This window comes from Thioalkalivibrio sp. ALMg11 (genome assembly GCF_000377905.1).
Classification (GTDB): domain Bacteria; phylum Pseudomonadota; class Gammaproteobacteria; order Ectothiorhodospirales; family Ectothiorhodospiraceae; genus Thioalkalivibrio.
Genome location: NZ_KB898873.1, coordinates 299,270 through 323,412, shown reverse-complemented (window position 1 = coordinate 323,412; position 24,143 = coordinate 299,270). Strand labels below are relative to the sequence as shown.

The window sequence follows — 24,143 nt, the reverse complement described above, 5'->3', positions numbered from 1 at the left end:
CTGGCCTAACGACTGATCAGCGTCCCCACACCCTGGTCGGTCAGTAGCTCCAGCAGCACCGCGTGTTCCACTCGGCCGTCCACGATGTGGGTGGCGTTCACGCCACTGCGCACGGCATCCAGCGCACAGCGGATCTTCGGGATCATGCCGCCGTGGATGGTGCCGTCGCGGATCATCGCATCCACCTCCGGCGCGGCCAGGCGCGGTAGCAGGGCCCCGTCGCCGTCGAGCACGCCCGGGGTGTTGGTCAGCAGGAACAGCTTCTCCGCATCCAGCACCACTGCGAGCTTCTCGGCCGCGGTGTCGGCATTGATGTTGTAGGCCTTGCCATCGCGGTCGAACCCGATCGGGGCGATCACCGGGATGAAGTCGCCCTGGTCCAGGGTGTGGACGATGCTCGGGTCCACACCCTCCACCTGGCCAACATGGCCCAGGTCCACGCTGGGTTCGCCCTCGGCCGCGCCGTAGTCGCGCAGCGGGGTCGCCCGGATCATCTGCCCGTCCTTGCCGGTCAGGCCGACGGCCCGGCCGCCGAAGCGGTTGATCAGCGACACGATCTCCTGGTTCACGAGCCCGCCGAGCACCATCTGCACCACGTCCATGGTCTCGCGGTCGGTCACGCGCAAGCCGTTGACGAATTCCGTCTCCTTGCCCAGGCGTTTCAGCAGATCGCCGATCTGCGGCCCGCCACCATGCACCACCACCGGATTCACGCCGACCTGCTTGAGCAGCACGATGTCGCGCGCGAACGAGGCCTTCAGGTGGTCCTCGGTCATGGCGTTGCCGCCGTATTTGATCACGATGGTCTTGCCCGCGAAGCGCTGGATATAGGGCAGCGCTTCGATCAGTACGTGGGCAACGGAATGGGCCGTCTGGGTATCCATGGCGGGTCCGGTTGTCGGGTTTCGCAGCCGCGCAGTTTAGCACCCCGCCTCGCGGGCGCGATGAGCTGCCCCACTAAGATGTATTTGCGGTATATCGTTTGACCCCGGGAGTCTGAGTGGGTATAAAGCTGCGCACTGCATACAACAAATGAAGGTGTCACATGCTCTCGATTGAACAGAAGGCGATCATCCAGCAAACCGTGCCGCTGCTGGAGTCCGGCGGCGAAGCCCTCACCCGCCACTTCTACGAGATCATGTTGCGCGACTACCCGGAGGTGCAGCCGCTGTTCAATCAGGCGCACCAGGCCAGTGGCGAGCAGGCACGGGCACTTGCCAATGCGGTCCTGAACTACGCACGGCACATCGACCAACTGGAGGCCCTGGGCCCGCTGGTGGGCCAGATCGTCAACAAGCACGTCTCGTTGCAGGTGCAGCCCGAGCATTACCCGATTGTCGGCACCTGCCTGTTGCAGGCCATGCGCGAGGTGCTGGGCGAGGACGTGGCGACCGATGCAGTACTGGAGGCCTGGGCGGCGGCCTATCAGCAACTGGCAGATATCCTGATCGAGGCAGAGGAGGGCGTGTACACCGCGCACGAGCAGCAACCCGGCGGCTGGCGTGGTGCCCGCGCCTTTCGTGTGGAGCGCAAGGTCCCCGAGAGCGAGGAGATCACCTCGTTCTATCTGCAGCCGGTTGATGGTCAGCCTGTCCCGCCGCACCAGCCAGGGCAGTACCTCGGGCTACGCCTGATGATCGATGGCGAGGAGGTGCGGCGGAACTATTCCCTGTCCGCAGCGGCGAACGGAAAAAGCCTGCGCATCAGCGTCAAGCGCGAGCCGGGCGGTGTCGCGTCGACGTTCCTGCACGACCGGGTGCAGGAGGGTGACGCGCTGGACGTCTTCCCTCCGGCCGGCGATTTCGTGCTGCGGGCGTCGGATCGTCCCGTGGCCTTCGTGACCGCAGGAGTCGGGATTACGCCGGCGATGGCGATGACCGAGGCGGCGCTGGCGGACGGTCGCGAGGTGCACTTTCTCCACTGTGCGCGGCACGGTGGCGTGCACGCGTTTCACGACTGGGTGGAGCGTCAGGCAGAACAGATGTCCGGTCTGACCCGTCGCTATTGCTATAGCGAGCCGCGTGCCGGCGATCAGCCGCATGCCGAAGGCTTTCTGACCCGTGAGCAGCTCGCCGAATGGCTGCCCGACAGCCGCGAGGTGGATGTCTATTTCCTGGGGCCGAAGCCCTTCATGCAGCAGGTGCGCGCCCACCTGCGCGGGCTAGGCATCCCGGACGAGCGGGTGAACTACGAGTTCTTCGGCCCGGCCTCGGCCCTGGAGACCTGACGCCGGTTCAGCCGCGCCCGGAGGAGCCGAAGCCGCCCGCGCCACGGGTGGTCTCTTCGAAGTCCTCGACCACGCGGAAGCGCGGCTGGACGACCGGGACGATCACCAGTTGGGCGAGGCGCTCGCCGACCTCGAGCGTGTAGGCGTTCGCGCCCCGGTTCCAGCAGGAGACCATCAACGGCCCCTGGTAGTCGGCGTCGATCAGGCCGACAAGATTCCCCAGCACCAGGCCATGCTTGTGGCCGAGCCCGGAGCGCGGAAGGATCATCCCGGCATAACCCGGGTCCTCGATGTGGATCGACAGCCCGGTCGGGATCAGCTCGGCCGCGCCCGGCTCCAGCGTCAGTGGGGCCTCGATCATCGCGCGCAGGTCCACGCCGGCCGAGCCGTCGGTGGCCGGGGCGGGCAGCGGGAAGTCCACGCCCATGCGCGGGTCGAGGATCTTCAGGTCAATCTCGGGGACGGGCATTCGGGGTTCCTTGGCAATGAGTGACTGCTCCCCGCCCTAAGCGCTGACGCGCCACGGGCAAGGCTTCCCACTTCTTAGGCAGCAACCGGCGACATGCCGGATTTACGCGAGCCTCCATGGGCAGAGACGGACAGCCCTTCCGCCTTCAAATGGATCATGCCTTGGTGCTTGATGTTCAGTGCCGCATTGATGTCCCGGTCATGATGAGTCTGGCAGGCGGGGCACTTCCACGACCGGACGCTCAACGGCATGGCGTCCATCTTGTGATGACAGACATGGCAGGTCTTGGAGCTGGCAAACCACGGGTCGATCCTGACCAGACGTTTGCCCTTCTCCATGGCCTTGTAGTCCAGTTTAGCGGCCAAGGCATACCAGGACGCATCGCCGATGTGCTTGGCGAGGCGGGTGTTCTTCATCATGTTGCGGACCTTCAGCGTCTCGACGATCACCGCTTGGTTGTCGTCAACGATCTGTCGAGAGAGCTTGTGCTGGAAGTCGTTGCGGGCGTTGGTCAGCCGTTCGTGAGCCTTGGCCACGAGCAGCCGCGCGCGGGAGCGGCGGCGACTACCTTTCTGGCAGCGAGAGAGCGCCTTCTGTTTACGCCGCAGATTGGCTGCGGCCTGGGTGAGAAAGCGCGGGTTGGAGGTCTTATGGCCGGTGGAGTCAATGGCCAGATGCGACAACCCCATGTCGAGGCCGACGACACCGGCGGCGTCGACATCCTTCAGCGGTGCCGGGGCGGCCTGTTCGGTTTCGAAGAGCAGCGAGGCGTAGTGCTTCCCGGTGACCGTCCGGGTCAGGGTGATGCTTTTCAGCTTGCCTTCAACCTTGCGATGCACCTTGGCCTTGATCGGACCGAGCTTGGGCACCCTGATCCAGTTCCCGTCAGCCTGGATACCAACACAGTGGTAACTCGACTGCTTGCCACGCTGGCTCTTGAAGCGCGGATAGCCGGCCTTCTGCGCAGGGTCAAAAAAGCGCTGGAAGGCATTATCGAGGTTCCGGCACGCCTGCTGGAGTGCGATGGAATCCGCTTCTTTCAACCAGCCATACTTGCGCGATTTCTTGGCCACCGGCAGCAGCTTTTTGATGTCGTGCTTTGCACTCAACGACTGGCCGTGGCGCTGGTAGCGATGGGACATGATGCGAAGGCCGGTGTTATAGCAAAAACGCACCGCGCCGAACTGGCGGTTCAGAAACGCCGCCTGCTCGGTTGTGGGATAAATGCGTATCTTGGTGGCCTTCCGCATGGCGCGCCATTGATGCATGGATGCGTGTACAGCTTATGCCGCCGGACCCCATACCGTAAACCCAGCAGCGCTATCGCGCTGCCCGCTTGTATCCCCGCCCGAGTGGGCGAGGGTTTACGCGGATTTTTGCTAATCTGTTTCGCGTGGGTTCAGGCGCTCGATGATCAGGTCGATCAGCGCCAGCGCCAGTTGGGCCTTGGGCTGGTTCGGCAGCGTGCGCTCGCCGCCCTCCCACAGGCACAGCAGCTCGTTGTCGGGGGTGCCGAAGGCGAGGCCCTCGCCGACGCGATTGGCCGCGATCAGGTCGAGCCCCTTGGTGCGGCGCTTGGTGTCGGCGTGTTCGCGCAGGTGCTCGGTCTCGGCCGCGAAGCCGACCAGGAACGGGCGCTGGGGGAGGTGGGTCGCCCGACGTGCGGCGTCGGCGAGGATGTCCTGGGTGCGTTCCAGGGCCAGGTTCATCACCGAATCGGACTTCTTGATCTTCTGGGCCTGTGGTGTGGCCGGGCGGTAGTCGGCCACGGCCGCCGCCGCGATCAGGATGTCAGTCGCGGGCAGGCGCTCCATCACCGCCGTATGCATGGCGGCAGCGGTCTCGGTGGCAATGCCCTCGACGCCGGCGGGCACGGCCTCCGCGGTGGGGCCGTGCACCAGGGTTACGCGGCCCCCGGCATCGCGCGCGGCCGCGGCCAGGGCGAAGCCCATGCGCCCGGAGCTGCGGTTGCCGATGAAACGCACGGGATCGATCGGCTCGAAGGTGGGGCCGGCGGTGATAAGCACGCGGCGACCGGCCAGCGGGGCATCTGCCGGTTGCAGGAGTTCGCGCGCGATCGCGGCCGGCTCGCGCATGCGGCCCTCGCCCTGCTCGCCACAGGCCTGGTCGCCACTGTCCGGTCCGATCAGCGTGACGCCGCGCGCCCGCAGGGTCGCGATATTGGCCTGCGTGGCGGGGTGCGCCCACATGCGGTGGTTCATCGCTGGTGCCAGGGCGACCGGTGCGGTGGTCGCCAGCAGCAGGGTGCTCAGCAGGTCGTTCGCCAGGCCCTGGGCGTAGCGGCCGATCAGATTGGCGCTGGCCGGGGCGACCACGATGCGATCGGCCCAGCGTGCCAGGGCGATATGGTCCATGCCCGATTCGGCCTCGGCGTCCAGCAGCTCGGTGCGCACCGGCGCACCGGAAAGGGCCTGGAAGGTGAGCGGGGTGACGAAGGCATGGGCGCCCGCGGTCATCACCACGCGCACCTCGCAGCCGGCACGCTTCAATTCGCGCACCAGTTCGCAGGCCTTGTAGGCGGCGATGCCGCCGCTGACGCCGACCAGTATCCGGGGCTGGGTGTCGTGTTCCGTCATGCGCCGGATTCTACCCGGTTCCCTTGTCCTGGCGCGCGGAGACGCCGGCGGTCAGGGCGTAGCGCATCGCGTCCTCCAGCGGCAGGTCCAGCGGCTCGACGCGCTCGCGCGGCAGCATCAGGGTGTAGCCGCCGATCTGGTAGCTCATGGGCATGTAGACCGCGAGCGTCTCTGGCCCGCCCAGGTTGTCCGGCAGGCCCTCGAAGTCCTCGCGGGTGACGAAGCCGACCAGTTTGAAGTCGCTGCCGGGAAAGGTGACCAGTACGGCCTTCCCGAAGCGCTGATGGATGTCGCCGGAGAGCAGGTTGGTGACGTCGCGCACCGTGCCGTGGATGGTCTTGACCACCGGGATGCGCTGCATGAGCCCCTCCATCCAGTCGAACAGCCAGCGCACGACATAGGCTTGGAGCAACACCCCCAGGCCGAAGACCAGGCCGATGCCGGCCAGGATCCCCATGCCCGGGAAATAGAGCAGATCCGGCAGGATGGCCTGCAGCAGCCCCCCGAGGACCTCCTCGGCGGTGCTCCCCAGCCACCACAGCAGGGCCAGCGTGATCGCGGCCGGCAGAATCGCGGCCAGGCCGGTCAGGAAGGTGCGGGAGATTCGGCGCACAGCAGGCTCCGTGCAGGGATGATCTCCGGATGCTAACGCATTCGTGGCCGCTGCACGGTCTGCCGTTGGCCACCCAAGCTCGGGGGTGGCACTTCCGTGAATGGGTACAGTCTATGCAACAGGCTTGAGCGGCTTTCTTGGCGAGATAGGAGCGGACGATGGGATGGACCGGGTTGGGCGCTCTGGCGCTGGTAGTCTCGGTGGTTGCGTTACCGCAGGCCTCCGTCGCGGGGCCATCGGACGCAGCGGCGCCCGAGGACTACGCGATGACCCCCGAGGCGGTGGCGCCGGGGGTTTATGCAGTGATGACCCCGGCGCGGGATCTCCCCAGTCGCGAGAATCTCGGCTGGAACGCGAACATGGCGTTCGTGGTGACCGACGCCGGCGTGCTGGTGTTCGACACCGGCTCCTCCGAGACCATGGGCGTGGCACTGCGCGAGGCGATTGGCGAGGTCACCGACCAGCCGGTGCGCTGGATCGTGAACAGCCACAGTCATGGCGACCACTGGCTGGGCAATCACGCCTTCGCCGACTCCGACCCGGAGATCATGGCCGGTTCCGCCGCGATCGCGCGTATGGAGACGGAGGCCGAAGGCTGGGTCGAGAACTTCCGCGAGATGACCGAGGGCGCGACCGGCGACACCACGCCGCTGCTCCCGAATCTTGCGGTGGACGAGCGCATCTCCCGTGACCTCGGGGGTACCGAGGTCGTGATCCTTCCCTCCAGGGGCGCGCATTCGCCGGGCGATCTGAGCGTCTGGTTGCCGCAGGCGCGGGTCCTGCTGGCCGGGGACGTGGTCTACAGCGATCGTGCGCCATCGGTCTGGGATGGCGACGTCGCGCAATGGATCGATCTGCTGGGCGAGCTGATCGCGCTGGAGCCGGCGGTCGTCGTACCCGGGCACGGTGGGCTGGAGGACGCGCAAACGCTGGATCGACTGCAGCGCTATCTGGTCACCTTGTGGGAGGCGATCGAGGAGGGCGTGGAACAGGGGCTGGCCGACTTCGAGACCGTGCCGCTGGTGCGCGAGCGTATGGGCGACCTGATTGATCACTACCCCGGCTTCGACGACAAGATCGACCGCTCGGTGGCCACTACCTACCCGGATGTCGAGGCGGCGGTCTTCTGAATCCCGTTGTCAGAACTGCCAGGTGGCGTGCAGTGAGCCGAACTCCGCCGCGCCCTTGGCCTGCCCGCTGAACTCGCGCGAGCGCCAGACATGGGTGTAGCCCAGACGCACCCCGCCCACGTGGAACACGAACCCGGCGGTGAGCTCGCCCACTACGGGGTGCTTGTCCACCGATGGCCCGTCACGGAAGACCGGGCCGTCCAGGAACAGGTCGTAGAGCATTAGCCGCGTATCCACGCCGGCAAACGCATAGCCGCCTGCACGCGCAGTGGTCTCGAAGGTGTGGGTGCCGGACAGGGCCGGCCTGATCCGGGGCGGGCCGTAATCGCCCGGCAGGTTGCGTCCCGCGCGCACGATGGCACCGGCATTCGCGAAGGTAAACGGTGTCCCGGCCGCCACGCCCCAGTGCGGGGTCAGGTCGGCACCCCAGCCGTTTTGCGTGCGATGGGACCGGCCGCGCAACTGGCGCTCGTAGGCCAGCATCAGGGTCGGTTCATTGCCGATCTGGCGATCCCATCCTTGCGGCTCCGGCGCGCTGGACCAGCTGTGGACCTCCCTCTGGGTGCGATCGGCCAGGGATGCCGGGCCGACCGTGCCCAGGGTGACCTGCAGGCGGTCCAGGCGGTCGTCGTGTTCCGCAGCCATGCTGAAATTCAGGTACAGCCAGCCGGCATAGGGGCGATCATCCGGGTCCGGCGTCGCGCGCTCGATATCCTCCGGGGTGTACATGTTCTGGCCCAGGTGGATCGCCGCCTTCAGGCGTCCGGGCTCCTCGCGACTGACGAAGAACGGCAGGCTGTCCGCGACGGTTCGCAGCCAGGGCGGCACGCGGCCCTCGCTGCGGGTCCAGCCGATGCGAAGCCCGTTGGTGTAGTAGCGATCCTCGCCGCCGAACAGGTCGTTCTCGAACTCGAAGTGCAGGGCGTCCACGCCGCCTCCGGCCAGTGCGGCCGGGCTGGCGCTGGCCGCGCACAGGACCGCCCCGGCCAGCAGCGCACCCTTTGTGCGGCGAGGCGTATGCCCGCGGGCTACGGGGGTGTTCCGGTATGATTGGCGCATGGATCTCTCCAACCAGATCATCTTCCTGGCCGCGATCGTGTTGCTGGGGAGCATCCTTTCGAGCGTCATCACCTCGCGGCTGGGGGTGCCCCTGTTGCTGGTGTTCCTGGTCATCGGGATGCTGCTGGGCCCGGAAGGTCCGGGTGGCCTGGTGTTCGAGAATATCACCGTTGCCTACCTGGTCGGCTCGGCGGCCCTTGCGATCATCCTGTTTGATGGCGGGATGCGCACACCGGCGCGCAATTTCCGCATCGGGCTGAAGCCGGCCCTGGGGCTGGCCACACTCGGGGTCATTGTCACCTCGGGGCTGACCGGGGCGTTTGCCGTGTGGTGGCTGGGGCTGTCCTGGCTGGAGGGGCTGCTGCTCGGGGCGATCGTCGGCTCCACCGATGCCGCGGCGGTGTTCTCCCTGCTGCGCTCGCGCGGACTGGAGCTGAAGAGTCGTGTAGGGGCGACGCTCGAGATCGAGTCCGGCTCGAACGACCCGATGGCGATCTTCCTGACTATCGTGCTGATCGAGCTGTTGTTGATGCCGGAACAGCAGTTCGGTCTGGTGGTGCTGGTGGAGTTCGTCCAGCAGATGGGCCTGGGCGCGTTGCTCGGCGTGGGCGGTGGCTTTGCCCTGCTCGCGTTGATCAACCGGGTGCCGATGGCGGCGGGGCTTTATCCGCTGTTTGCCATGGCCGGGGCCCTGGCCATCTTCGGGCTGACCGGGCTGGTTGGTGGTTCCGGGTTCCTTGCCGTGTACCTGGCGGGGCTGCTGCTCGGCAACCGTCCGCTGGAGGCCTCGCAGAACATCAAGCGTTTCCATGACGGCATCGCCTCGCTGGCGCAGATCGGCATGTTCCTGATGCTGGGCATGATCGTCGCCCCGTCGGAGCTTCCGCCGGTGGCGCTGGACGCCGGCCTGGTCGCCGCCGTGCTGATCCTGGTCGCGCGGCCGCTGGCGGTGTGGATTTGTCTCTACCCGTTCCGCTTTCCCTGGCGCGAGCAGCTGTTCATCTCCTGGGTCGGTCTGCGCGGGGCGGTGCCGATCATCCTCGCGCTTTTCCCGTTGCTGGCCGGGCTGGAGCTGGCCGGCTACTTCTTCCACGTGGTGTTCTTCGTTGTGCTGATCTCGCTGCTGGTGCAGGGCTGGACCGTCGCGACCTCGGCACGCTGGCTGGGGCTGGAGTTGCCACCCACCACCGCGCGGGTGCAGCGCACCGAGCTCGACATCCCGGGGCAGCAGGAGATGGAGCTGGTCGGCTACCGTCTGGCGGAGACCACACCGGTGGTGCGCGAGGCCTGGTCGAACTTCCGTTTGCCGGGCAGCGCACGGGTGGTGGCGCACCTGCGCAAAGGCAAGTTGCTGGAGACCCTGGAGCTGCTGGATCTGCACGCCGGCGACCACCTCTACATCATGGTTACACCCGCGGACCTGCATGACCTTGACCGCCTGTTCGTGCCCAAGGACGAGGTGCCGGAACGCCTCACCGAGCGCAGCGTGTTCGGCGAATTCGCGCTCAACGGCGACGCCCAGCTGGGCGCGGTCGGCATGGCCTACGGCGCCCCGGTCCCGCCAGAACGCCAGGGTGAAACCCTGGAGGTCTATCTGCGTCGCGAGCTCCAGGCCGAACCGGTCGTCGGCGATGCCGTCGATCTCGGCCCGATGCGCCTGGTCATCCGCGAGATGGACGGCGCCCGCATCACCCGCGTCGGTCTGAAGCTGCTGAAGCCTTCCTAAGTGTAAGTCCGGCGGTGCAAGGTCCGGTTCTCTATAGGGCCCTACTTTTCGAGCATGGCCTTCAGGCCGGCGAGGTGGGCGCGGGCGGTGAGCTGCTGGGTCTCGGGGTCCGGCGGCTTGGCGTCCGGCCAGTCGAGATGCTCCTCGGGGAGTTCGTCGAGAAAGCGCGAGGGCTCGCAGTCGATGCTCTCGCCGTAGCGGCTTCGGCTTTGGGCGTAGGTGATCAGCAGGGTTTGCTGGGCGCGGGTCAGGCCGACATAGGCCAGGCGGCGCTCTTCCTCGATGGAGTCGTCTTCGACGCTGACCCGGTGTGGCAGCAGTTCCTCCTCGAAGCCGACCAGGCAGACATGCGGAAACTCCAGGCCCTTGGCGGTGTGCAGGGTCAGTAGCTGTACCGACTCGTTGCCGTCCTGGGAATCCCGGTTGCGGTCGAGGATGTCCATCAGGCTGATGCGATTAACGATGTCGGCCAGGCCCATGCTGCGGGTGTCCTCGGCCTCGTCGTCGCCGTATTCGGCCGTGGTGTTGGCTCCGCCCATGCGCCCGACCCAGTCGATGAATTCGCGCACGTTGTCCATGCGCCGGGTGGCGGCGCGCGGGTTGGGACTGTTTTCCAGCAGCCAGGATTCGTAGTCGATGTCCTCGACCAGGGCGCGCAGTAGTGCGTCCGGGGACTCTTCCGCGCCGCGGCGCTGGAAGCCGTCAATCCAGTCAGTGAAGCGCTCCAGTCGGGCATGGGCGCGGGCATCCATGTATTCGGAAAGACCGGCGCCGCGCGCGGCCTGCAACAGCGAGGTGCCGCGCTGGTTGGCGTAGTGGCCGAGCTTCTCCAGGGTCGCCGGACCGATCTCGCGGCGCGGCACGTTGACCACGCGCAGGAACGCGGTGTTGTCGTCCGGGTTGGCGAGCAGGCGCAGGTAGGCGACCAGGTCCTTGATCTCGGCCTTCTCGAAGAACGACTGGCCGCCGCTCAGGCGGTAGGGGATGCCCTGCTCGCGCAGGAGTTTCTCGAACAGTCTGGACTGGTGGTTGCTGCGGTAGAGGATGGCGAAATCCCCCCAGCCCGCATTGTGACGGAAACGCCGACGCATCAGTTCGGAGACCACGCGTGCGGCCTCGGTGTCGGCGTCGGAGCAGCCGATGACCTCGATCTTCTCGCCCTCGCCAAGCGCACTCCACAGGCGCTTCTCGAACACGTGCGGATTGTTCGCGATCAGCGCGTTCGCGGTGTGCAGGATACGGTTAGTGGAGCGGTAGTTCTGCTCCAGCTTGATCACCTCCAGGCGCGGGAAGTCGTCCTGCAGGCGCACGAGGTTTTCCGGGCGCGCGCCGCGCCAGGCGTAGATCGACTGGTCGTCATCGCCGACCACCGTCAGTCCATCGCTGACGCCAACCAGCAGGCGCACCAGTTGGTATTGCGCGGAGTTGGTGTCCTGGTACTCGTCGACCAGCAGGTGGCGGATGCGGTCCTGCCAGCGGTTACGCAGCTCCGGATCGTCGCGCAGGCAGTCCACCGGGCGCTTGATCAGATCGTCGAAGTCCACCGCGTTGTAGGCGCGCAGGGCGTCCTCGTAGCGCGGGTAGAGGTTGGCCGCGGCGATCGCCTCCGGGGCGTCGGTCATCTGACCGGCATCGTGCAGCGCCTCCGCCGGCGTCATCAGGTCGTTCTTCCAGCGGCTGATGTGGCCGACCAGTGCGTCCACCTCGGACCCGGTGTCGTCGCGGTAGGTGATCTCGCGCAGCAACTGCCGGCAGTCGCCCGGATCGAGGATCGAGAAGCCGGCACGCAGCCCGGCCGCCTGCAGTTCACGGCGCAGGAAATTGAGTCCAAAGGTGTGAAAGGTGGAGACGCTAAGCCCGCGCGCCTGCTCGCGCGCCAGGCGGCCCTGCACCCGCTCGCGCATCTCGCGCGCGGCCTTGTTGGTGAAGGTGATGGCGACAATGCGGCGCGCCTCGAGTCCACGCTGCTCGATCAGGTGCGCGATCTTCTCGGTGATCACGCGCGTCTTGCCCGACCCCGCTCCGGCCAGCACCAGCAGTGGGTGGTCCGTGGTGGTCACGGCGGCCTGTTGTTGGGGATTCAGTTCAGACACCGGGGCGGTCGATTCCTTCTCAGCGGGGCGCGTAAACTAACCCACGATCCAGCATTCATAAAGACAGTAACGGTGAGGATAAGCCATTGACCGATGCGTCGGGCACTGCAGCCTCGGCCGGGGCGGACGTGTCGCTCCCGCGCCTGACCCAGTTTGATTTTCATCAGCGGCTGATGGATGTGCCGGACCCGGCGGTGATTCTGTTCACGCGCCAGGGCTGCGGCGCCTGCAAGGTAATGGGGCGGGTCCTGGCGGAATGGCAGGCGGCCGCGGATGCGCCTGCCTTGTTCGTGGTGGACGCCGAGACTGATACCGCCCTGGTGCGCGAGTTCGAGGTCTTCCATCTGCCGGCGCTGTTCGTGTTCCAGGCGGGCGCCTACCACGGCCGCCTGGAGGCCCCGCCCCGGCTGCCCCTGCTGCGCGAGGCGCTGATGGCCTGCCTCGCGCGCCCTCCCGAGGAGGCGCCATGACCGCGAGTGACATCGACCCCGACTGGTGGCCGCCTGCGCAGGTGGTGGAAAGCCCGAACCAAGATGCCCGGCCGCTGGGGCAGGCCCCGGAATTGATCGTGGTGCATGCGATCAGCCTTCCGCCCGGCGAGTTCGGCGGACCGCATGTCGCCGAACTCTTCCAGAACCGGCTGGATCCGCGGGCCCATCCCTACTTTGCCGAGATCGCGGCGTTGCATGTCTCCGCCCATGTGCTGATTGACCGCGACGGGCGGGCCACCCAGTTCGTGCCGTTCTCTCGCCGTGCCTGGCATGCAGGGGCCTCGCAGTGGTGCGGACGCGAGCGCTGCAACGATTTCTCCATCGGGATCGAACTCGAGGGGACCGACGAGGATCCGTTCACCCCGGCGCAGTACGCCGCACTGGCGCGGTTGGTCGGCTGGCTCCGGGCGTGTTACCCCGGTATTGGCCCGGATGCGCTGGCGGGCCACAGCGACATCGCGCCGGGGCGCAAGACCGACCCCGGGCCCTGCTTCGACTGGGCGCGCCTGCGACGGGAATTGCAGGAGGCGATGGCATGATCGTGGATTTGTTGCGCCACGGGGAGCCGGAGGGCGGTCAGCGCTATCGCGGTCATGGCTGCGACGACCCGCTGAGCCCGCGCGGATGGGCCCAGATGGAGCAGGCGGTGAAGGGCGCGGCCGGCTGGCAGTACGTGATCAGTTCGCCGATGCAACGCTGCCGCGCCTTCGCGGAAGACTTCGCCGCAGGGCAGGATTTACCGCTCTCCCTCGCGTCGGATCTGCGCGAGGTGGGCTTCGGCGACTGGGAGGGGCGGACCCGGGTCGAACTGCAGCGTGACCGGCCGGAGGAGTACCGAGCCTTCTACGCCGATCCGGTGCACTCGCGGCCCGCAGGGGCGGAGCCGCTGGCGGCCTTTCGGCGGCGGGTGGAGACCGGCTTCGAGGCGGCGTTGCGGCCCCAGGAGGCCGAGCGGGTGCTGCTGGTCGTGCACGCCGGGGTGATCCGTGCACTGGTGGGCTGGGTGATGGGGGTGCCGGACGAGCGGCTGTTCCAGTTGGAATGCGACTACGCCAGCCGCACCCGCCTGCACCGGCACCCGACCCGGGGTTGGCGCCTGATCCACACCAACCGGGTTTGAGTCGGACGCAGCTCCGGTCACCCGGCCTGGTTGTTACGCTTGGGAACGGCCTTCACCGACAGGTAGAAGTCGTTGTTCAGCACGTCGATCAGACGATCGATGTTCGGATGCTTGCCGGGGTTGGCGCGGGCGTCATCGGCGTGGCTGCCGTACATCAGCAGCCCCGAGTTGGCCGCCTTGGGGCCGATGCCGCCGAAGTCCAGCGCCAGCTGATAGTAGATCTGCAGCGACAGGCTCTGGCCTTCCGCGTTTTCGATGGTCGCGGTGGGGTTGTAGTCTTCGCCAAACAATTCCAGGCGTTCGATATTGCTGACGTCGGGCAGCTTCTTGGACATGTCGGGCTCCTCGGAATATTGGCGGCATTATCGGGGCATGATCCGGTGGCGACAACCAACCCGCGAAGGCGGCAGGGTCGCGCCGGGTCAGCGACGAATGCGCCACATGCTAAGATATCGGCTTTTGTCGAGGGGACACGAACATGTCGCGAAGCGCGTTCATGGAGGCCGCCCAGGCCGCCGCCGATGCCGCCGAGAAGGTGATCCGCCACTATTACGAGGCGGGTGTCGACGTCGAAACCAAACCCGACGATACCCCGGTGACCCGCGCCGACGTGGAGAGTGAACAGGCGATCCGCCAGGTGATCCGCGAGCACTTCCCGGATCACGGCTTCTACGGCGAGGAGACCGGGCAGTCGGATATGGATTCCGACTATGTCTGGCTGATCGACCCGATCGACGGCACCAAGAGCTTCGTGCGCCGCTACCCGTTCTTCTCCACCCAGATCGCGCTGATGTACAAGGGCGACCTGATCCTGGGGCTGTCCAATGGCATCCAGTTTGGCGAGCGGGCCTGGGCGGAAAAGGGGCAGGGCGCGTTCCTGAATGGCGACCCGATCGCGGTCGAGAAGACCACCGATCTGGGACGGGCCTCCCTGTCCACCGGCAACCTCAAGTCCCTGGCGCAGAATGCCGAAGGCTGGAAGGCACTAGGCGGCATCATGGCCGAGGTGAACCGCACCCGTGGCTACGGCGACTTCTACCACTACCACCTGCTGGCGCGCGGCAGCATCGACCTGATCGTCGAGTCGGACGTGAATATCCTGGATATTGCCGCGCTGGCGGTGATCGTGCGCGAGGCGGGTGGCGTGTTCACTAACCTTTCCGGTGGCGAACTGGACCTGCAGACCGCGAATGTCCTCGCCGCGGCCACCCCGGAACTGCATCGTACGGCCCTGACCCGCTTGGGCTGGAAGGGCTAGTCAGCGACTCCCCAGCGCCCCGGTCGGGGCGCATGGGCTTGCCTGCGCCGGGGGTTATTCTCCGGCGCCGTTCCCGTTGGTTCCTACCAGTCCGTGGGTGCGCAGCTTCTTGCGCAGGGTGGCGCGGTTGAGCCCGAGCAGGGCCGCCGCGCGGCTCTGGTTGCCCCCGCAACGCTCCAGCACGCTGGCCAGAAGGGGGCGCTCCACCTCGTTCATCACCAGCGCGTAGAGATCGTGGCTGCTCTGCCCATCCAGGGTCTCGAAATACTGGTCCAGCGCATGGCGCACGGACTCGGCGAGCACACAATCGGACGGGAGGACGCCGGCAACCGGCGTCTCGTGGACCTCAGGGTCCTGTTCGAGTGGCATGTTCATGCTCATGCAGCCTCGCTTGCGATTCCCGTCAGGTGGTCCCGAAGGCGCCACAGTTGTTCGCTGGCCGTGGGGGCGGCGAGAAGGTCAGCCCGGGCCGCCCGGGTGCGGGCCTCGTCGAGACCCAGGCCCTGAAGATACCAGCCCAGGTGCTTGCGCGCGATACGCACGCCCTGCGGTTCGCCGTATTGGGCGTGCAGTTCGCCAATGTGCTCCTCAATCAGGGCCAGGCGGGCGGCGCGCTCGGGTGCCGGCGGGACCGGTTCGCCGGCCAGCGCGGCCCGGATCTGGCCCGGGAGCCAGGGCTGGCCCTGGGCGGCGCGCCCGATCATCACGCCCGCCGCGCGGGTGGTCTCCAGTACCTGCATCGCCTTTTCGGGGCCGGTGATATCGCCATTGGCGAGCACGGGGATGGAAACGGCCCGGACGATGCGCGCGATGGCGGCGTAGTCCGTCTGTCCGCGATAGGCATCGGCCCGCGTGCGGCCATGCACGGTCAGCATCGCAATACCGCAGTCCTCGGCGATGGCCGCGATGGTCTCGCCGTTGATCCGTTCGCGGTCGAGGCCGAGGCGCATCTTCAGGGTCACCGGGACGGTGACCGCGGTGGTGAGCGCCTGAAGCAGTTCGCGCACCCGTTCCGGCTCGCCCAGTAGCGCCGAGCCGGCGGCCTTGCTGCAGACCTTCTTGGCCGGGCAGCCAAAGTTCAGGTCGATCACATCGGCGCCGCGGCGCACGTTCTCGCGCGCGGCCTCGGCCAGGGCCTCGGGTTCGTTACCCAGCAGCTGCACGATACGCGGGCGTGGCTCCTGGCGATGATCCAGGCGGTGGCGGCTCTTGTCGCTGGCCCATAGTCGGGTGTCGGAGGTCACCATCTCGGATACCGCTGCGCTGGCCCCCAGGCGGCGTGCCAGCAACCGGAATGGACGGTCGCTGACCCCGGCCATCGGCGCCAGAAACACGACAGGGTCGGGGAAGTGGTGAATTCCGAGCTGCATCGGGGCTATCGGGTCGGGAGCAAGCGGGCCAGTCTAGCAGCTAACCTGCGCGGTTTCCGGTGCGGTCAATCGCGAGACGATGTGAACGCCCGCGGCCTCGGACCCGAGGATTACCGGGGCTGGACCTCGATGCCGGTGATGTGGCCATGAGGACTGGCGACGGCCAGGCGCACGGAGTGGGGGGAGTGGGCGTTCATCGGTGCGTGGGTGTCGGTGTAGTCGTTCGGGGTCAGCCGGAGGGTGCCATGGGGCGTCCCAAGCTGGTCGGTCAGGCGAATATCGAGGATCGGCCAGGCCTGCCGGATCGGGCTTTCGAGGACGAATTGCAGGTGCAGAGTGCCATCGGTGGTGGTGAAGAAATCGGGCGCCGAGGTCCGGATTTGTCCAGGGGCGCGCCTCGGGTGCCAGGTCGGGCAGGGGAGGGCCGCGCACACTTGCGCCCGGGCCTGGTCCAGGTGGGCGCTCTGGTCCGGTGCCACGGGCGGGATTGCCAGTAGTTGCGCGCCCAGCAGCAGCATCAGGGCGGCGGCCAGCACGATCCCCGGCCAGGAACGCCGGCGGGTTGCGTCTGCCGAGCCCAGGGGGCTTGAGTGGCGTTCGATGTTGAGGGGTATTGCAACGCCCGGGGCGCTCTCGATGGCGTGGAGTGGCGCCTGCCGCGCCGGGAGGAGCCCCTGGCCCAACACGCGTTCGCCCGCGCCGCCGATCTCCAGTGCCGGGAACAGATCGAACTCGGCGTCGCAATTGGAGCAGTGCACTCGCCTCTGGCGGAGCTTGGCCCCGCGGGCGAGGGCGTGGGTGACGCCGCATTGGGGGCAGCGGGCGAGCATCCTACGGGCCGGGCGTCAGGTGTTGCGAGGATTCGCTCGATGGGGCCCGCTGATGGTCGTTCGTGTAGCCGGGCGATCCTGTGCTTGCGGCGCCTTGCCGTTGAGCGTGATCGACTCGGCCGGGCGCGTACATGAATCAGCGTCTCCCTAGCGCCGGCGGCCGCCGAGGAGGGCCCAGCCTTCGCGGCAGTCCTCGACGCCGATATCGAAGGTGTCGGAGTAGGCCGCGATGACTTCGTCTGCCTGGCGTTCGAGCAGCCCGGCGAGCAGGATGCGCGCGCCCGGTTTCGCTGCCCGTGCCAACTCCGGTGCCAGATCAATCAGCGGCTTGGCGAGGATGTTGGCCAGCACCAGGTCATAGGCCGCGCCGGGCACGGGGTGATCGGTCAGCCCGGTCTCCAGCTGTGCGGGCGGGATGGCGTTGGCGTCGGCATTGCTGCGGGTGGCCTGGATGGCCTGTTCGTCGATGTCGATGCCCAGTGCATGGCGTGCGCCCAGCTTCAGGGCGGCGATCGCGAGGATGCCGGAGCCGCAGCCGTAGTCGAGGACCTCCTGATCGCGCGGTGGCTGCTGGGCAAGGGCGGCCAGGCACATCGCGGTGGTCGGGTGATTGCCGGTTCCGAAGGCAAGACCGGGGTCCAGGCGCACGAAGGTGCCTTCCTCGATCGCCGGTTCGTCCTCCCAGGAGGGCACGATCCACAGTGCGCCACCGCAATGGATGGCACCAAGGCCGTCCAGCCCGGCGCGGACCCAGTCCTGGTCCTCGATCGCCTGGACCTGGATCGCCTCCGGGGCCTGCGGCTGGCGTGCCAGCGCGGCCGCCGCGAGGTCCGCCTGGGTGGTGTCCGGGAACACCGCCTTCAGGCGCACGCTGGACCACAGCGGATGGGTGCCCAGTGGCGGCTCGAACAGCGGCTCGTCGGCGGCATCGAACAGCTCGACGCTGACGGCGCCCAGTTCGAACAGGGTGTCCTCCAGCGGCTCGGCTTGTTCCGGGCTGATCTGGCATTCGAGTTCGGCAAGGCTCATGGCATCAGGCTCGTGGCGCGAGGAAGGAAGGATCAGGCCTGTGCCTTGAGCTTCTTCTCGAGGTAGTGGATATCGGTTTTGCCGCGCTGGAAGTTCGCGTCGATCATCAGGTCGTGGTGCAGCGCGACGTTGGTCTGGATGCCGTCCACCACGATCTCGCCCAGGGCGCCGCGCATGCGCGCGAGCGCGATCTCGCGGTTATTGCCGTGGGCGATCAGCTTGCCGATCATGGAGTCGTAGTACGGCGGCACCACATAGCCGTTGTAGATGTGGGTATCCATGCGGATGCCCGGTCCGCCCGGCGCGTGGTATTGCTGGATGGTGCCGGGGCTGGGCATGAAGGTACGGGGGTCTTCCGCATTGATGCGGCACTCGATCGCGTGGCCGGTGATGCGCACGTCGTCTTGCGTGTAGCCCAAGGGTTCCCCGGCGGCGATGCGGATCTGTTCGCGCACCAGGTCGATGCCGGTGACCTGCTCGGTGACGGTGTGTTCGACCTGCAGCCGGGTGTTCATCTCGATGAAATAGAACCCCCCGTTCTCGTACAGGAACTCGAAGGTCCCGGCGCCGCGGTAGCCGATCTCCTGGCAGGCGCGGATCAGGCGTTCGGCCATGGCCTGGCGCTGGTCGTCGGTAATGCCCGGGGCCGGTGCCTCCTCGATGACCTTCTGGTGGCGCCGCTGCATGGAGCAGTCGCGCTCGCCCAGGCAGACGGCATTGCCGTGGCTGTCGGCGAGGATCTGGAACTCCACGTGGCGCGGGTGTTCCAGGTACTTCTCCATGTACAGGGTGTCATTGCCGAAACCCTGCTGCGCCTCGTTGCGGGTCAGCGAGATGGCGTTCAGCAGCGCGCCCTCGGTATGCACCACACGCATGCCGCGGCCGCCACCGCCGGCGGCGGCCTTGATGATGACCGGGTAACCGACCTCGCGCGCCAGCGCCAGGTTGGCGTCCGCGTCGTCGCCCAGGGCGCCACCGGAGCCGGGTACGCAGGGCACGTTGGCCTCCAGCATCGACTGCTTGGCGGAGACCTTGTCGCCCATCAGGCGGATGGTCTCGGCGCGCGGACCGATAAAGGCGAAGCCCGAAGACTCCACGCGTTCGGCGAAGTCCGCGTTTTCCGACAGGAAGCCGTAGCCCGGGTGGATCGCGCCGGCGTCGGTGACCTCGGCGGCCGCGATCAGCGCGGGAATGTTCAGGTAGCTCTCGCCCGAGGCCGCGGGGCCGATGCAGACCGACTCGTCCGCCAGGCGAACGTGCTTCAGGTCGCGGTCGGCGCTGGAGTGGGCGGCGACGGTGGCAATGCCCATTTCGCGGCAGGCACGCAGGACCCGCAGGGCGATCTCGCCGCGGTTGGCGATCAGAATTTTTTCAAACATGCTCGAACCTGTTTCCAGCGAAGCCGGGGGTGTGAGGCCCGGCGGATGGGTTCATCCGATGATGAACAGCGGCTGCCCGTATTCCACCGGGTTGCCGTTCTCGACCAGGATGTCGCGGATGGTGCCGCCCTGGTCGGCCTCGATCGGATTGAGCATCTTCATGGCCTCGATGATGCACAGGGTCTCGCCGGCCTCCACGGTCTGGCCGACCTCCACGAACGGCTTGGAGCCCGGGCTCGGGGCCCGGTAGAAGGTGCCGACCATGGGTGCGGTGACCCGATGGCCATCCATTTCCGGTGCGGCCTCCGTCGCGGCCACCGGGGCTGTGCCAGGGGCCGCCCCGGCGGCGGGCGCCGCTGCGGGCAGCGGGGGCGGCGGGGCGGCTGCGGCCATGGGCGTCCCGCTGGCGGAGCGGGTGATGCGGACCGACTCCTCGCCTTCGTGGATCTCGATCTCGTGGATACCGCTCTCGTCGAGCAGGTCGATCAGTTTCTTGACCTTGCGAATGTCCATGGAAGCCTCTTATTCCTTGATAGCTGCAAGCGCCGCATCCAGCGCCAGCCGGTAGCCAATGACGCCGAAGCCACTGACAAGGCCGGCGGCGACATCGCTCAGACGCGAGGTCTGGCGGAAGGATTCGCGGGCGTGGATGTTGCTGATATGGATCTCGTAGAACGGGATGGCGACGCCCAGCAGGGCATCGCGCAGGCTGACGCTGGTGTGGGTCAGGCCGCCCGGATTGATCAGGATGTGCTTCACGCCCTCGCCGGAGGCGGCATGGATGCGGTCGATCAGGTCGCCTTCGTGATTGCTCTGGAAGCAGTCGAGGGTTGCGCCGGCCTGTTCCGTCCGAGCCTTCAGGTCGGTCTCGATGTCCGCCAGGGTCTGCATGCCGTAGCGCTCCGGCTCCCGCTGTCCCAGCAGGTTCAGGTTGGGGCCGTTGAGCAGCAGTATGGACGCCATGGCAGGGGGAATCGGTAGCGATCCTGTCGAGAATGGACGCGATTGCACCGAAAAATCACGATGCGGCGAATGATCGGGATTCTGCCGCAGGAAGGGTGGGGGTGTCCAGCGCGGCGCGCTGAAGACGTCGCGAAGATGGGGCCGGCCCGGCCCGGCCCGGCCCGGCCCGGCGTTGGGTGCCGGGCCGGAAAGTGCGGGTTAGTCGGCGGTGAGCGGGAACAGGGTGAGTTCGACGCGGCGATTCTGTTCGCGCCCAGCATCGGTGTCGTTGGTAGCGACCGGCTGATGCGGCCCGAGGCCGATGGTGTGCACGCGCACCGGTTGTACGCCACGGCGGATCAGGGCTTGACCCACGCTCTCGGCACGGCGCTCGGAGAGGTCCATGTTGTACTCGACCCGGCCGGTGCTGTCGGTGTGCCCGGCGACCTCGACCCCGGTCTGGTCGAACTCCTCCAGTACGAGCGTCACCGAGTCGAGGACCTCATGGAACTGCGGGTTGATCTCGCTGCGATCGAAATCGAAGGTGATGTTGCTCGGCATGTTGAGGATGATGTTGTCGCCGTCGCGGCTGACGCTGACGCCGGTGCCGCGCAGTTGCTCGCGCAGGACATCCTCCTGGCGGTCCATGTAGTTACCGATGGCGCCGCCCGCCAACGCCCCGATGCCGGCCCCGATCATCGCGCGCTGGGTGCGGTTGCGGCTGCTGGTGACGCTGCCGAGTACCGCCCCGGCGGCCGCGCCGATGCCGGCCCCGATGGTGGCGCGCGATACGCGGTCTTCCCCAGTGTACGGATCGGTGGTCGTGCAACCCATCACGAGTACCAGGGCACTGGTAGCGGCCAGAGCGAGAATGCGTTGCATGATGAAACTCCCGGTGTTCGGTGGCCCCGCGCGGATGCGGGAACGATAGGCTCAGGTTGCGCCGTGGCGCGTGAACCGTCCATGAACCCGGGTGGCGAGTGGGCTATTTATCGGCGATTTCGTGACGCAGTTGACGCAGAATGGGATCGGTCTCGGGATGCACGCCGCGCCAGATGGAGAAGGCCTCGGCCGCCTGTTCCACCAGCATGCCGAGGCCGTCGCTGCCGCGTACACAGCCCGCGCCGGCGGCCCAGTCCAGGAAGCGCTGCGCGCCGGCGCCGTAGACCAGGTCATAGGCCAGGCTGTCCACGTGGACGAGGTGGTCGGGGAGCGCCAGCGTGTCCTCGCCGAGGCCGGTGGCTGTGGCATTGACCACCAGGTCGAAGGGGCCCTGCGGCAGGGCGTCCAGGCCGCAGGCGGCGAGCCGGGTGGCCGGGGCGATGTCGCGGAAGGTATCCATCAGGCCCTCGGCGCGGGCCACGGTGCGGTTGGCGATGATCAGCGTGTCCGGCGCGCCTTCCAGCAGCGGCTGCAGCAGGCCGCGGGTGGCGCCTCCGGCCCCCAGGATCAGGATCCGGCGGTTGCGCATGTCGAAGCCCAGGCGGTCGAGGTCGCGACAAAAGCCGACGCCGTCGGTGTTGTCGCCATGGATCCGGTGGTTGCTGTCACGCCACAGGGTGTTCACAGCCCCGGCGTGGCGCGCACGGTCGGTCAGCGCCCGGGCCAGGGCGAAGGCCTCCTCCTTGAAGGGGACCGTCACGTTGAGGCCCTTGAGCCCCTCCGCGAACCAGGCGTTGACCTCCTCGGCGAACTGCCCGGGGGTGCCCTGGCGGGCCTCGTAGACAAGGTCCTGCCCGGTCTGTTCGGCGAACAGGGTATGGATGCGCGGGGAGAGCGAGTGGTGGATCGGGTTGCCGACCACCGCATAGCGATCCGGGCGTGGCTTGCTCATCGGGCTGCGTCTTCCGCCAGCCACTCGGCGACCGTGCGGGCGTAGTAGGTGAGGATGCCGTCGGCCCCGGCGCGCTTCATCCCGGTCAGGGCCTCCAGCACGCAGGCGCGCTCGTCCAGCCAGCCGCGTTCGGCGGCGGCCTTGAGCATCGCGTACTCGCCGGAGACGTGATAGACGAAGGTCGGGCGCTGGAATGCGTCGCGGATGCGGCGGACCACGTCGAGATAGGGCATGCCGGGCTTGACCATCACCATGTCCGCGCCCTCGGCCAGGTCGAGGGCGACCTCGTGCAGGGCCTCGTCGCCGTTGGCCGGGTCCATCTGGTAGGTCTCCTTGCCGCCCTTGCCGAGGTTGCCGGCCGAGCCTACCGCGTCGCGGAACGGGCCGTAGAAGGCGGAGGCGTACTTGGCGGAGTACGCGAGGATGCGCGTGTGCACGTGGCCGGCGTCTTCCAGCGCGGTGCGGATCGCGCCGATGCGCCCGTCCATCATGTCGGAGGGGGCCACTACGTCGGCACCGGCCGCTGCGTGCGACAGTGCCTGCTTCACCAGGGCCTGGGTGGTGATGTCGTTCACCACATAGCCGTCGTCATCGATGATGCCGTCCTGACCGTGGGTGGTGAACGGGTCCAGGGCCACGTCGGTGATCACGCCAAGTTCCGGGTGTGCCGCCTTAAGTGCGCGCACCGCGCGCTGGGCGAGGCCCTCGGGATTCCAGGCCTCGGCCGCGTCCAGGCTTTTTTTGTCGGCCGGCACCACCGGGAACAGCGCCAGCGCCGGGATGCCCAGGCGCACGGCGGCGGCCGCCTCCTCCAGCAGCAGGTCGATGGAGACGCGTTCCACGCCGGGCATCGACGGCACCGCCTCGCGCACGCCGTCGCCCTCGGTGACGAACACCGGGAGGATCAGGTCGTCCGCGCGCAGGTGGTGCTCGCGCATCAGGCGGCGGGAGAAGGCGTCGCGGCGCATGCGCCGAGGGCGGCCGGCGGGATAGGGGGCGATCGGTGCGGTCATGCCAGGTCCTTGGGTGTTGAAACTCAGTCGGCGGCCTCGGCCAGCCAGTCGCGCGGCTTCAGATAGCGGTCGTAGAGTTCGGCCTCGGGCGTGCCGGGTTCCGGCTGGTAGTTGTACTCCCAGCGCACCAGCGGCGGCAGCGACATCAGGATCGACTCGGTGCGCCCGCCCGACTGCAGGCCAAACAGGGTACCGCGGTCATACACTAGGTTGAACTCGACATAGCGCCCGCGGCGGTAGAGCTGGAACTGGCGTTCGCGCTCGCCGTATTCCGTCGCGTGACGACGCTCGACGATCGGGGCGTAGGCGTCGAGGTAGGCGTTGCCGACGCTCTGCATGTAGCCGAAGGCGTGCTCGAAGCCGCCCTCGCTGAAGTCGTCGAAGAACAGCCCGCCGACGCCGCGCGGCTCGTCGCGGTGCTTGAGATGGAAGTATTCGTCGCACCACTTCTTGTGCGCTGGGTAGAGGTGCTCGCCGAACGGGCGACAGGCGGCCTCGGCGGTGCGGTGCCAGTGGATGCAGTCCTCATCCGCGCCGTAGTAGGGCGTGAGGTCGAAGCCGCCGCCAAACCACCAGATCGGGTCCTCGCCGGGCTTCTCCGCGATGAAGAAGCGCACGTTGGCATGCGAGGTCGGCACGTAGGGGTTGTGCGGATGGATCACCAAAGACACCCCGGTGGCCTGGAACGAGCGCCCGGCCATCTCCGGGCGGTGGGCGGTGGCCGAGGCGGGGAGGTTGTCGCCCATTACGTGGGAGAAATTCACCCCGGCCTGCTCGAACACTGCACCCTCGCGCAGTACGCGGGTGCGACCGCCGCCGCCGGCAGGGCGCTCCCAGGCGTCTTCCTCGAAACGGGCCTGGCCATCCAGGCCCTCGAGGCCCTGGCAGATGCGGTCCTGCAGGCCCTGCAGATAGTCGATTACGCGCTCGATGGAGACGGGGTCCTGGCTCATGTTGCGTCCC

26 protein-coding genes are annotated in these 24,143 nt (G+C 67.5%); 7 read left to right on the top strand and 19 right to left on the bottom strand.

Going from position 1 to position 24,143, the window contains the following annotated elements:
- Nucleotides 1–5 precede the first annotated feature (5 nt).
- Complete coding sequence (gene argB, locus D578_RS0106820; protein ID WP_018949222.1) at nucleotides 6–884, bottom strand: acetylglutamate kinase; 879 nt, start codon at nucleotides 882–884, stop codon at nucleotides 6–8.
- Between the two features lie 161 nt (nucleotides 885–1,045).
- On the opposite strand from argB, the gene hmpA reads away from it, so the two are divergent.
- A complete protein-coding gene (hmpA, locus tag D578_RS0106815) occupies nucleotides 1,046–2,227 on the top strand; it encodes an NO-inducible flavohemoprotein (protein WP_018949221.1) in 1,182 nt (393 codons plus the stop codon).
- Nucleotides 2,228–2,234: 7 nt separating this feature from the next.
- Here hmpA and dut read toward each other — a convergent pair whose 3' ends face one another.
- The 4 genes from dut to D578_RS0106795 all read right to left on the bottom strand — a co-directional run bounded on the left by dut (nucleotide 2,235) and on the right by D578_RS0106795 (nucleotide 5,906).
- A complete protein-coding gene (gene dut / locus D578_RS0106810; RefSeq protein ID WP_018949220.1) occupies nucleotides 2,235–2,696 on the bottom strand; it encodes a dUTP diphosphatase in 462 nt (153 codons plus the stop codon).
- 74 nt (nucleotides 2,697–2,770) lie between these two features.
- The gene (locus tag D578_RS0106805; RefSeq protein ID WP_018949219.1) at nucleotides 2,771–3,946 is read right to left on the bottom strand and encodes an RNA-guided endonuclease TnpB family protein; all 1,176 of its coding nucleotides are present in this window, start codon (nucleotides 3,944–3,946) and stop codon (nucleotides 2,771–2,773) included.
- A gap of 129 nt (nucleotides 3,947–4,075) precedes the next feature.
- Complete coding sequence (gene coaBC / locus D578_RS0106800; RefSeq protein WP_018949218.1) at nucleotides 4,076–5,293, bottom strand: bifunctional phosphopantothenoylcysteine decarboxylase/phosphopantothenate--cysteine ligase CoaBC; 1,218 nt, start codon at nucleotides 5,291–5,293, stop codon at nucleotides 4,076–4,078.
- 10 nt (nucleotides 5,294–5,303) lie between these two features.
- The gene (locus D578_RS0106795; protein WP_018949217.1) at nucleotides 5,304–5,906 is read right to left on the bottom strand and encodes a DUF502 domain-containing protein; all 603 of its coding nucleotides are present in this window, start codon (nucleotides 5,904–5,906) and stop codon (nucleotides 5,304–5,306) included.
- Between the two features lie 158 nt (nucleotides 5,907–6,064).
- On the opposite strand from D578_RS0106795, the gene D578_RS0106790 reads away from it, so the two are divergent.
- The gene (locus tag D578_RS0106790) at nucleotides 6,065–7,036 is read left to right on the top strand and encodes an MBL fold metallo-hydrolase (protein ID WP_018949216.1); all 972 of its coding nucleotides are present in this window, start codon (nucleotides 6,065–6,067) and stop codon (nucleotides 7,034–7,036) included.
- A 9-nt stretch (nucleotides 7,037–7,045) separates the two neighbouring features.
- Here the strand turns inward: D578_RS0106790 and D578_RS0106785 are convergent, their stop codons facing one another.
- Complete coding sequence (locus tag D578_RS0106785; protein WP_018949215.1) at nucleotides 7,046–8,095, bottom strand: lipid A deacylase LpxR family protein; 1,050 nt, start codon at nucleotides 8,093–8,095, stop codon at nucleotides 7,046–7,048.
- Here D578_RS0106785 and D578_RS0106780 point away from each other — a divergent pair.
- Complete coding sequence (locus tag D578_RS0106780; protein ID WP_018949214.1) at nucleotides 8,094–9,821, top strand: potassium/proton antiporter; 1,728 nt, start codon at nucleotides 8,094–8,096, stop codon at nucleotides 9,819–9,821. The two genes, D578_RS0106785 and D578_RS0106780, sit on opposite strands and share 2 nt — an antisense overlap.
- A gap of 41 nt (nucleotides 9,822–9,862) precedes the next feature.
- Here D578_RS0106780 and D578_RS0106775 read toward each other — a convergent pair whose 3' ends face one another.
- Entirely contained in the window at nucleotides 9,863–11,914 is a 2,052-nt protein-coding gene (locus tag D578_RS0106775; RefSeq protein ID WP_018949213.1) for a UvrD-helicase domain-containing protein, read from the bottom strand.
- A gap of 86 nt (nucleotides 11,915–12,000) precedes the next feature.
- Between D578_RS0106775 and D578_RS0106770 the strand changes: the two genes are divergently transcribed.
- From D578_RS0106770 to D578_RS0106760, 3 genes are read left to right on the top strand one after another with little or no spacing between them, the layout of a single operon-like run.
- Nucleotides 12,001–12,384: a co-chaperone YbbN gene (locus D578_RS0106770; protein ID WP_018949212.1), complete on the top strand. Its 384-nt coding sequence runs from the start codon at nucleotides 12,001–12,003 to the stop codon at nucleotides 12,382–12,384.
- The gene (gene ampD / locus D578_RS0106765; protein WP_018949211.1) at nucleotides 12,381–12,944 is read left to right on the top strand and encodes a 1,6-anhydro-N-acetylmuramyl-L-alanine amidase AmpD; all 564 of its coding nucleotides are present in this window, start codon (nucleotides 12,381–12,383) and stop codon (nucleotides 12,942–12,944) included. Before D578_RS0106770 ends, ampD begins: the two co-directional genes overlap by 4 nt.
- Nucleotides 12,941–13,525: a histidine phosphatase family protein gene (locus tag D578_RS0106760; protein ID WP_018949210.1), complete on the top strand. Its 585-nt coding sequence runs from the start codon at nucleotides 12,941–12,943 to the stop codon at nucleotides 13,523–13,525. The genes ampD and D578_RS0106760 overlap by 4 nt, the downstream gene beginning before the upstream one ends.
- 17 nt (nucleotides 13,526–13,542) lie before the next feature.
- Here D578_RS0106760 and D578_RS0106755 read toward each other — a convergent pair whose 3' ends face one another.
- Nucleotides 13,543–13,860 carry a DUF2322 family protein gene (locus tag D578_RS0106755; RefSeq protein ID WP_018949209.1) on the bottom strand — a complete coding sequence of 106 codons (318 nt, stop codon included), beginning with the start codon at nucleotides 13,858–13,860 and terminating at the stop codon, nucleotides 13,543–13,545.
- 161 nt (nucleotides 13,861–14,021) lie between these two features.
- On the opposite strand from D578_RS0106755, the gene D578_RS0106750 reads away from it, so the two are divergent.
- Nucleotides 14,022–14,783: an inositol monophosphatase family protein gene (locus D578_RS0106750; protein ID WP_018949208.1), complete on the top strand. Its 762-nt coding sequence runs from the start codon at nucleotides 14,022–14,024 to the stop codon at nucleotides 14,781–14,783.
- A gap of 54 nt (nucleotides 14,784–14,837) precedes the next feature.
- Here D578_RS0106750 and D578_RS0106745 read toward each other — a convergent pair whose 3' ends face one another.
- From D578_RS0106745 to hemF, 11 genes are all read right to left on the bottom strand, one after another.
- Nucleotides 14,838–15,164, bottom strand: a complete 327-nt coding sequence (locus D578_RS0106745; protein ID WP_018144664.1) for a helix-turn-helix domain-containing protein — start codon at nucleotides 15,162–15,164, stop codon at nucleotides 14,838–14,840.
- Nucleotides 15,161–16,153: a tRNA dihydrouridine synthase DusB gene (dusB, locus tag D578_RS0106740; RefSeq protein ID WP_018949207.1), complete on the bottom strand. Its 993-nt coding sequence runs from the start codon at nucleotides 16,151–16,153 to the stop codon at nucleotides 15,161–15,163. Before dusB ends, D578_RS0106745 begins: the two co-directional genes overlap by 4 nt.
- Before the next feature lie 110 nt (nucleotides 16,154–16,263).
- Nucleotides 16,264–16,911, bottom strand: coding sequence for a DUF3426 domain-containing protein (locus D578_RS0106735; protein WP_018949206.1), 648 nt, complete (start codon nucleotides 16,909–16,911; stop codon nucleotides 16,264–16,266).
- 219 nt (nucleotides 16,912–17,130) lie between these two features.
- Nucleotides 17,131–18,012: a 50S ribosomal protein L11 methyltransferase gene (gene prmA / locus D578_RS0106730; RefSeq protein WP_018949205.1), complete on the bottom strand. Its 882-nt coding sequence runs from the start codon at nucleotides 18,010–18,012 to the stop codon at nucleotides 17,131–17,133.
- Nucleotides 18,013–18,044: 32 nt separating this feature from the next.
- Entirely contained in the window at nucleotides 18,045–19,391 is a 1,347-nt protein-coding gene (gene accC / locus D578_RS0106725) for an acetyl-CoA carboxylase biotin carboxylase subunit (protein WP_018949204.1), read from the bottom strand.
- Between the two features lie 51 nt (nucleotides 19,392–19,442).
- Nucleotides 19,443–19,904, bottom strand: a complete 462-nt coding sequence (accB, locus tag D578_RS0106720) for an acetyl-CoA carboxylase biotin carboxyl carrier protein (protein ID WP_018949203.1) — start codon at nucleotides 19,902–19,904, stop codon at nucleotides 19,443–19,445.
- A 9-nt stretch (nucleotides 19,905–19,913) separates the two neighbouring features.
- Nucleotides 19,914–20,354 (bottom strand): type II 3-dehydroquinate dehydratase, encoded by a 441-nt coding sequence (aroQ, locus tag D578_RS0106715; protein WP_018949202.1) that lies wholly within the window; start codon nucleotides 20,352–20,354, stop codon nucleotides 19,914–19,916.
- Between the two features lie 198 nt (nucleotides 20,355–20,552).
- The gene (locus tag D578_RS0106710; RefSeq protein ID WP_018949201.1) at nucleotides 20,553–21,215 is read right to left on the bottom strand and encodes an OmpA family protein; all 663 of its coding nucleotides are present in this window, start codon (nucleotides 21,213–21,215) and stop codon (nucleotides 20,553–20,555) included.
- A gap of 103 nt (nucleotides 21,216–21,318) precedes the next feature.
- A complete protein-coding gene (aroE, locus tag D578_RS0106705) occupies nucleotides 21,319–22,167 on the bottom strand; it encodes a shikimate dehydrogenase (protein WP_018949200.1) in 849 nt (282 codons plus the stop codon).
- A complete protein-coding gene (gene hemB, locus D578_RS0106700; protein ID WP_018949199.1) occupies nucleotides 22,164–23,180 on the bottom strand; it encodes a porphobilinogen synthase in 1,017 nt (338 codons plus the stop codon). Before hemB ends, aroE begins: the two co-directional genes overlap by 4 nt.
- 23 nt (nucleotides 23,181–23,203) lie before the next feature.
- A complete protein-coding gene (gene hemF / locus D578_RS0106695) occupies nucleotides 23,204–24,133 on the bottom strand; it encodes an oxygen-dependent coproporphyrinogen oxidase (protein ID WP_018949198.1) in 930 nt (309 codons plus the stop codon).
- Nucleotides 24,134–24,143: the final 10 nt, after the last annotated feature.

Coding starts and splice junctions, on each gene's coding strand:
- argB (WP_018949222.1), bottom strand. CDS start 884: ATGGATACCCAGACGGCCCATTCCGTTGCCCACGTACTGATCGAAGCG.
- hmpA (WP_018949221.1), top strand. CDS start 1,046: ATGCTCTCGATTGAACAGAAGGCGATCATCCAGCAAACCGTGCCGCTG.
- dut (WP_018949220.1), bottom strand. CDS start 2,696: ATGCCCGTCCCCGAGATTGACCTGAAGATCCTCGACCCGCGCATGGGC.
- D578_RS0106805 (WP_018949219.1), bottom strand. CDS start 3,946: ATGCGGAAGGCCACCAAGATACGCATTTATCCCACAACCGAGCAGGCG.
- coaBC (WP_018949218.1), bottom strand. CDS start 5,293: ATGACGGAACACGACACCCAGCCCCGGATACTGGTCGGCGTCAGCGGC.
- D578_RS0106790 (WP_018949216.1), top strand. CDS start 6,065: ATGGGATGGACCGGGTTGGGCGCTCTGGCGCTGGTAGTCTCGGTGGTT.
- D578_RS0106780 (WP_018949214.1), top strand. CDS start 8,094: ATGGATCTCTCCAACCAGATCATCTTCCTGGCCGCGATCGTGTTGCTG.
- D578_RS0106785 (WP_018949215.1), bottom strand. CDS start 8,095: ATGCGCCAATCATACCGGAACACCCCCGTAGCCCGCGGGCATACGCCT.
- ampD (WP_018949211.1), top strand. CDS start 12,381: ATGACCGCGAGTGACATCGACCCCGACTGGTGGCCGCCTGCGCAGGTG.
- D578_RS0106760 (WP_018949210.1), top strand. CDS start 12,941: ATGATCGTGGATTTGTTGCGCCACGGGGAGCCGGAGGGCGGTCAGCGC.
- D578_RS0106755 (WP_018949209.1), bottom strand. CDS start 13,860: ATGTCCAAGAAGCTGCCCGACGTCAGCAATATCGAACGCCTGGAATTG.
- D578_RS0106750 (WP_018949208.1), top strand. CDS start 14,022: ATGGAGGCCGCCCAGGCCGCCGCCGATGCCGCCGAGAAGGTGATCCGC.
- D578_RS0106745 (WP_018144664.1), bottom strand. CDS start 15,164: ATGAGCATGAACATGCCACTCGAACAGGACCCTGAGGTCCACGAGACG.
- dusB (WP_018949207.1), bottom strand. CDS start 16,153: ATGCAGCTCGGAATTCACCACTTCCCCGACCCTGTCGTGTTTCTGGCG.
- prmA (WP_018949205.1), bottom strand. CDS start 18,012: ATGAGCCTTGCCGAACTCGAATGCCAGATCAGCCCGGAACAAGCCGAG.
- accC (WP_018949204.1), bottom strand. CDS start 19,391: ATGTTTGAAAAAATTCTGATCGCCAACCGCGGCGAGATCGCCCTGCGG.
- accB (WP_018949203.1), bottom strand. CDS start 19,904: ATGGACATTCGCAAGGTCAAGAAACTGATCGACCTGCTCGACGAGAGC.
- aroQ (WP_018949202.1), bottom strand. CDS start 20,354: ATGGCGTCCATACTGCTGCTCAACGGCCCCAACCTGAACCTGCTGGGA.
- D578_RS0106710 (WP_018949201.1), bottom strand. CDS start 21,215: ATGCAACGCATTCTCGCTCTGGCCGCTACCAGTGCCCTGGTACTCGTG.
- aroE (WP_018949200.1), bottom strand. CDS start 22,167: ATGAGCAAGCCACGCCCGGATCGCTATGCGGTGGTCGGCAACCCGATC.
- hemB (WP_018949199.1), bottom strand. CDS start 23,180: ATGACCGCACCGATCGCCCCCTATCCCGCCGGCCGCCCTCGGCGCATG.
- hemF (WP_018949198.1), bottom strand. CDS start 24,133: ATGAGCCAGGACCCCGTCTCCATCGAGCGCGTAATCGACTATCTGCAG.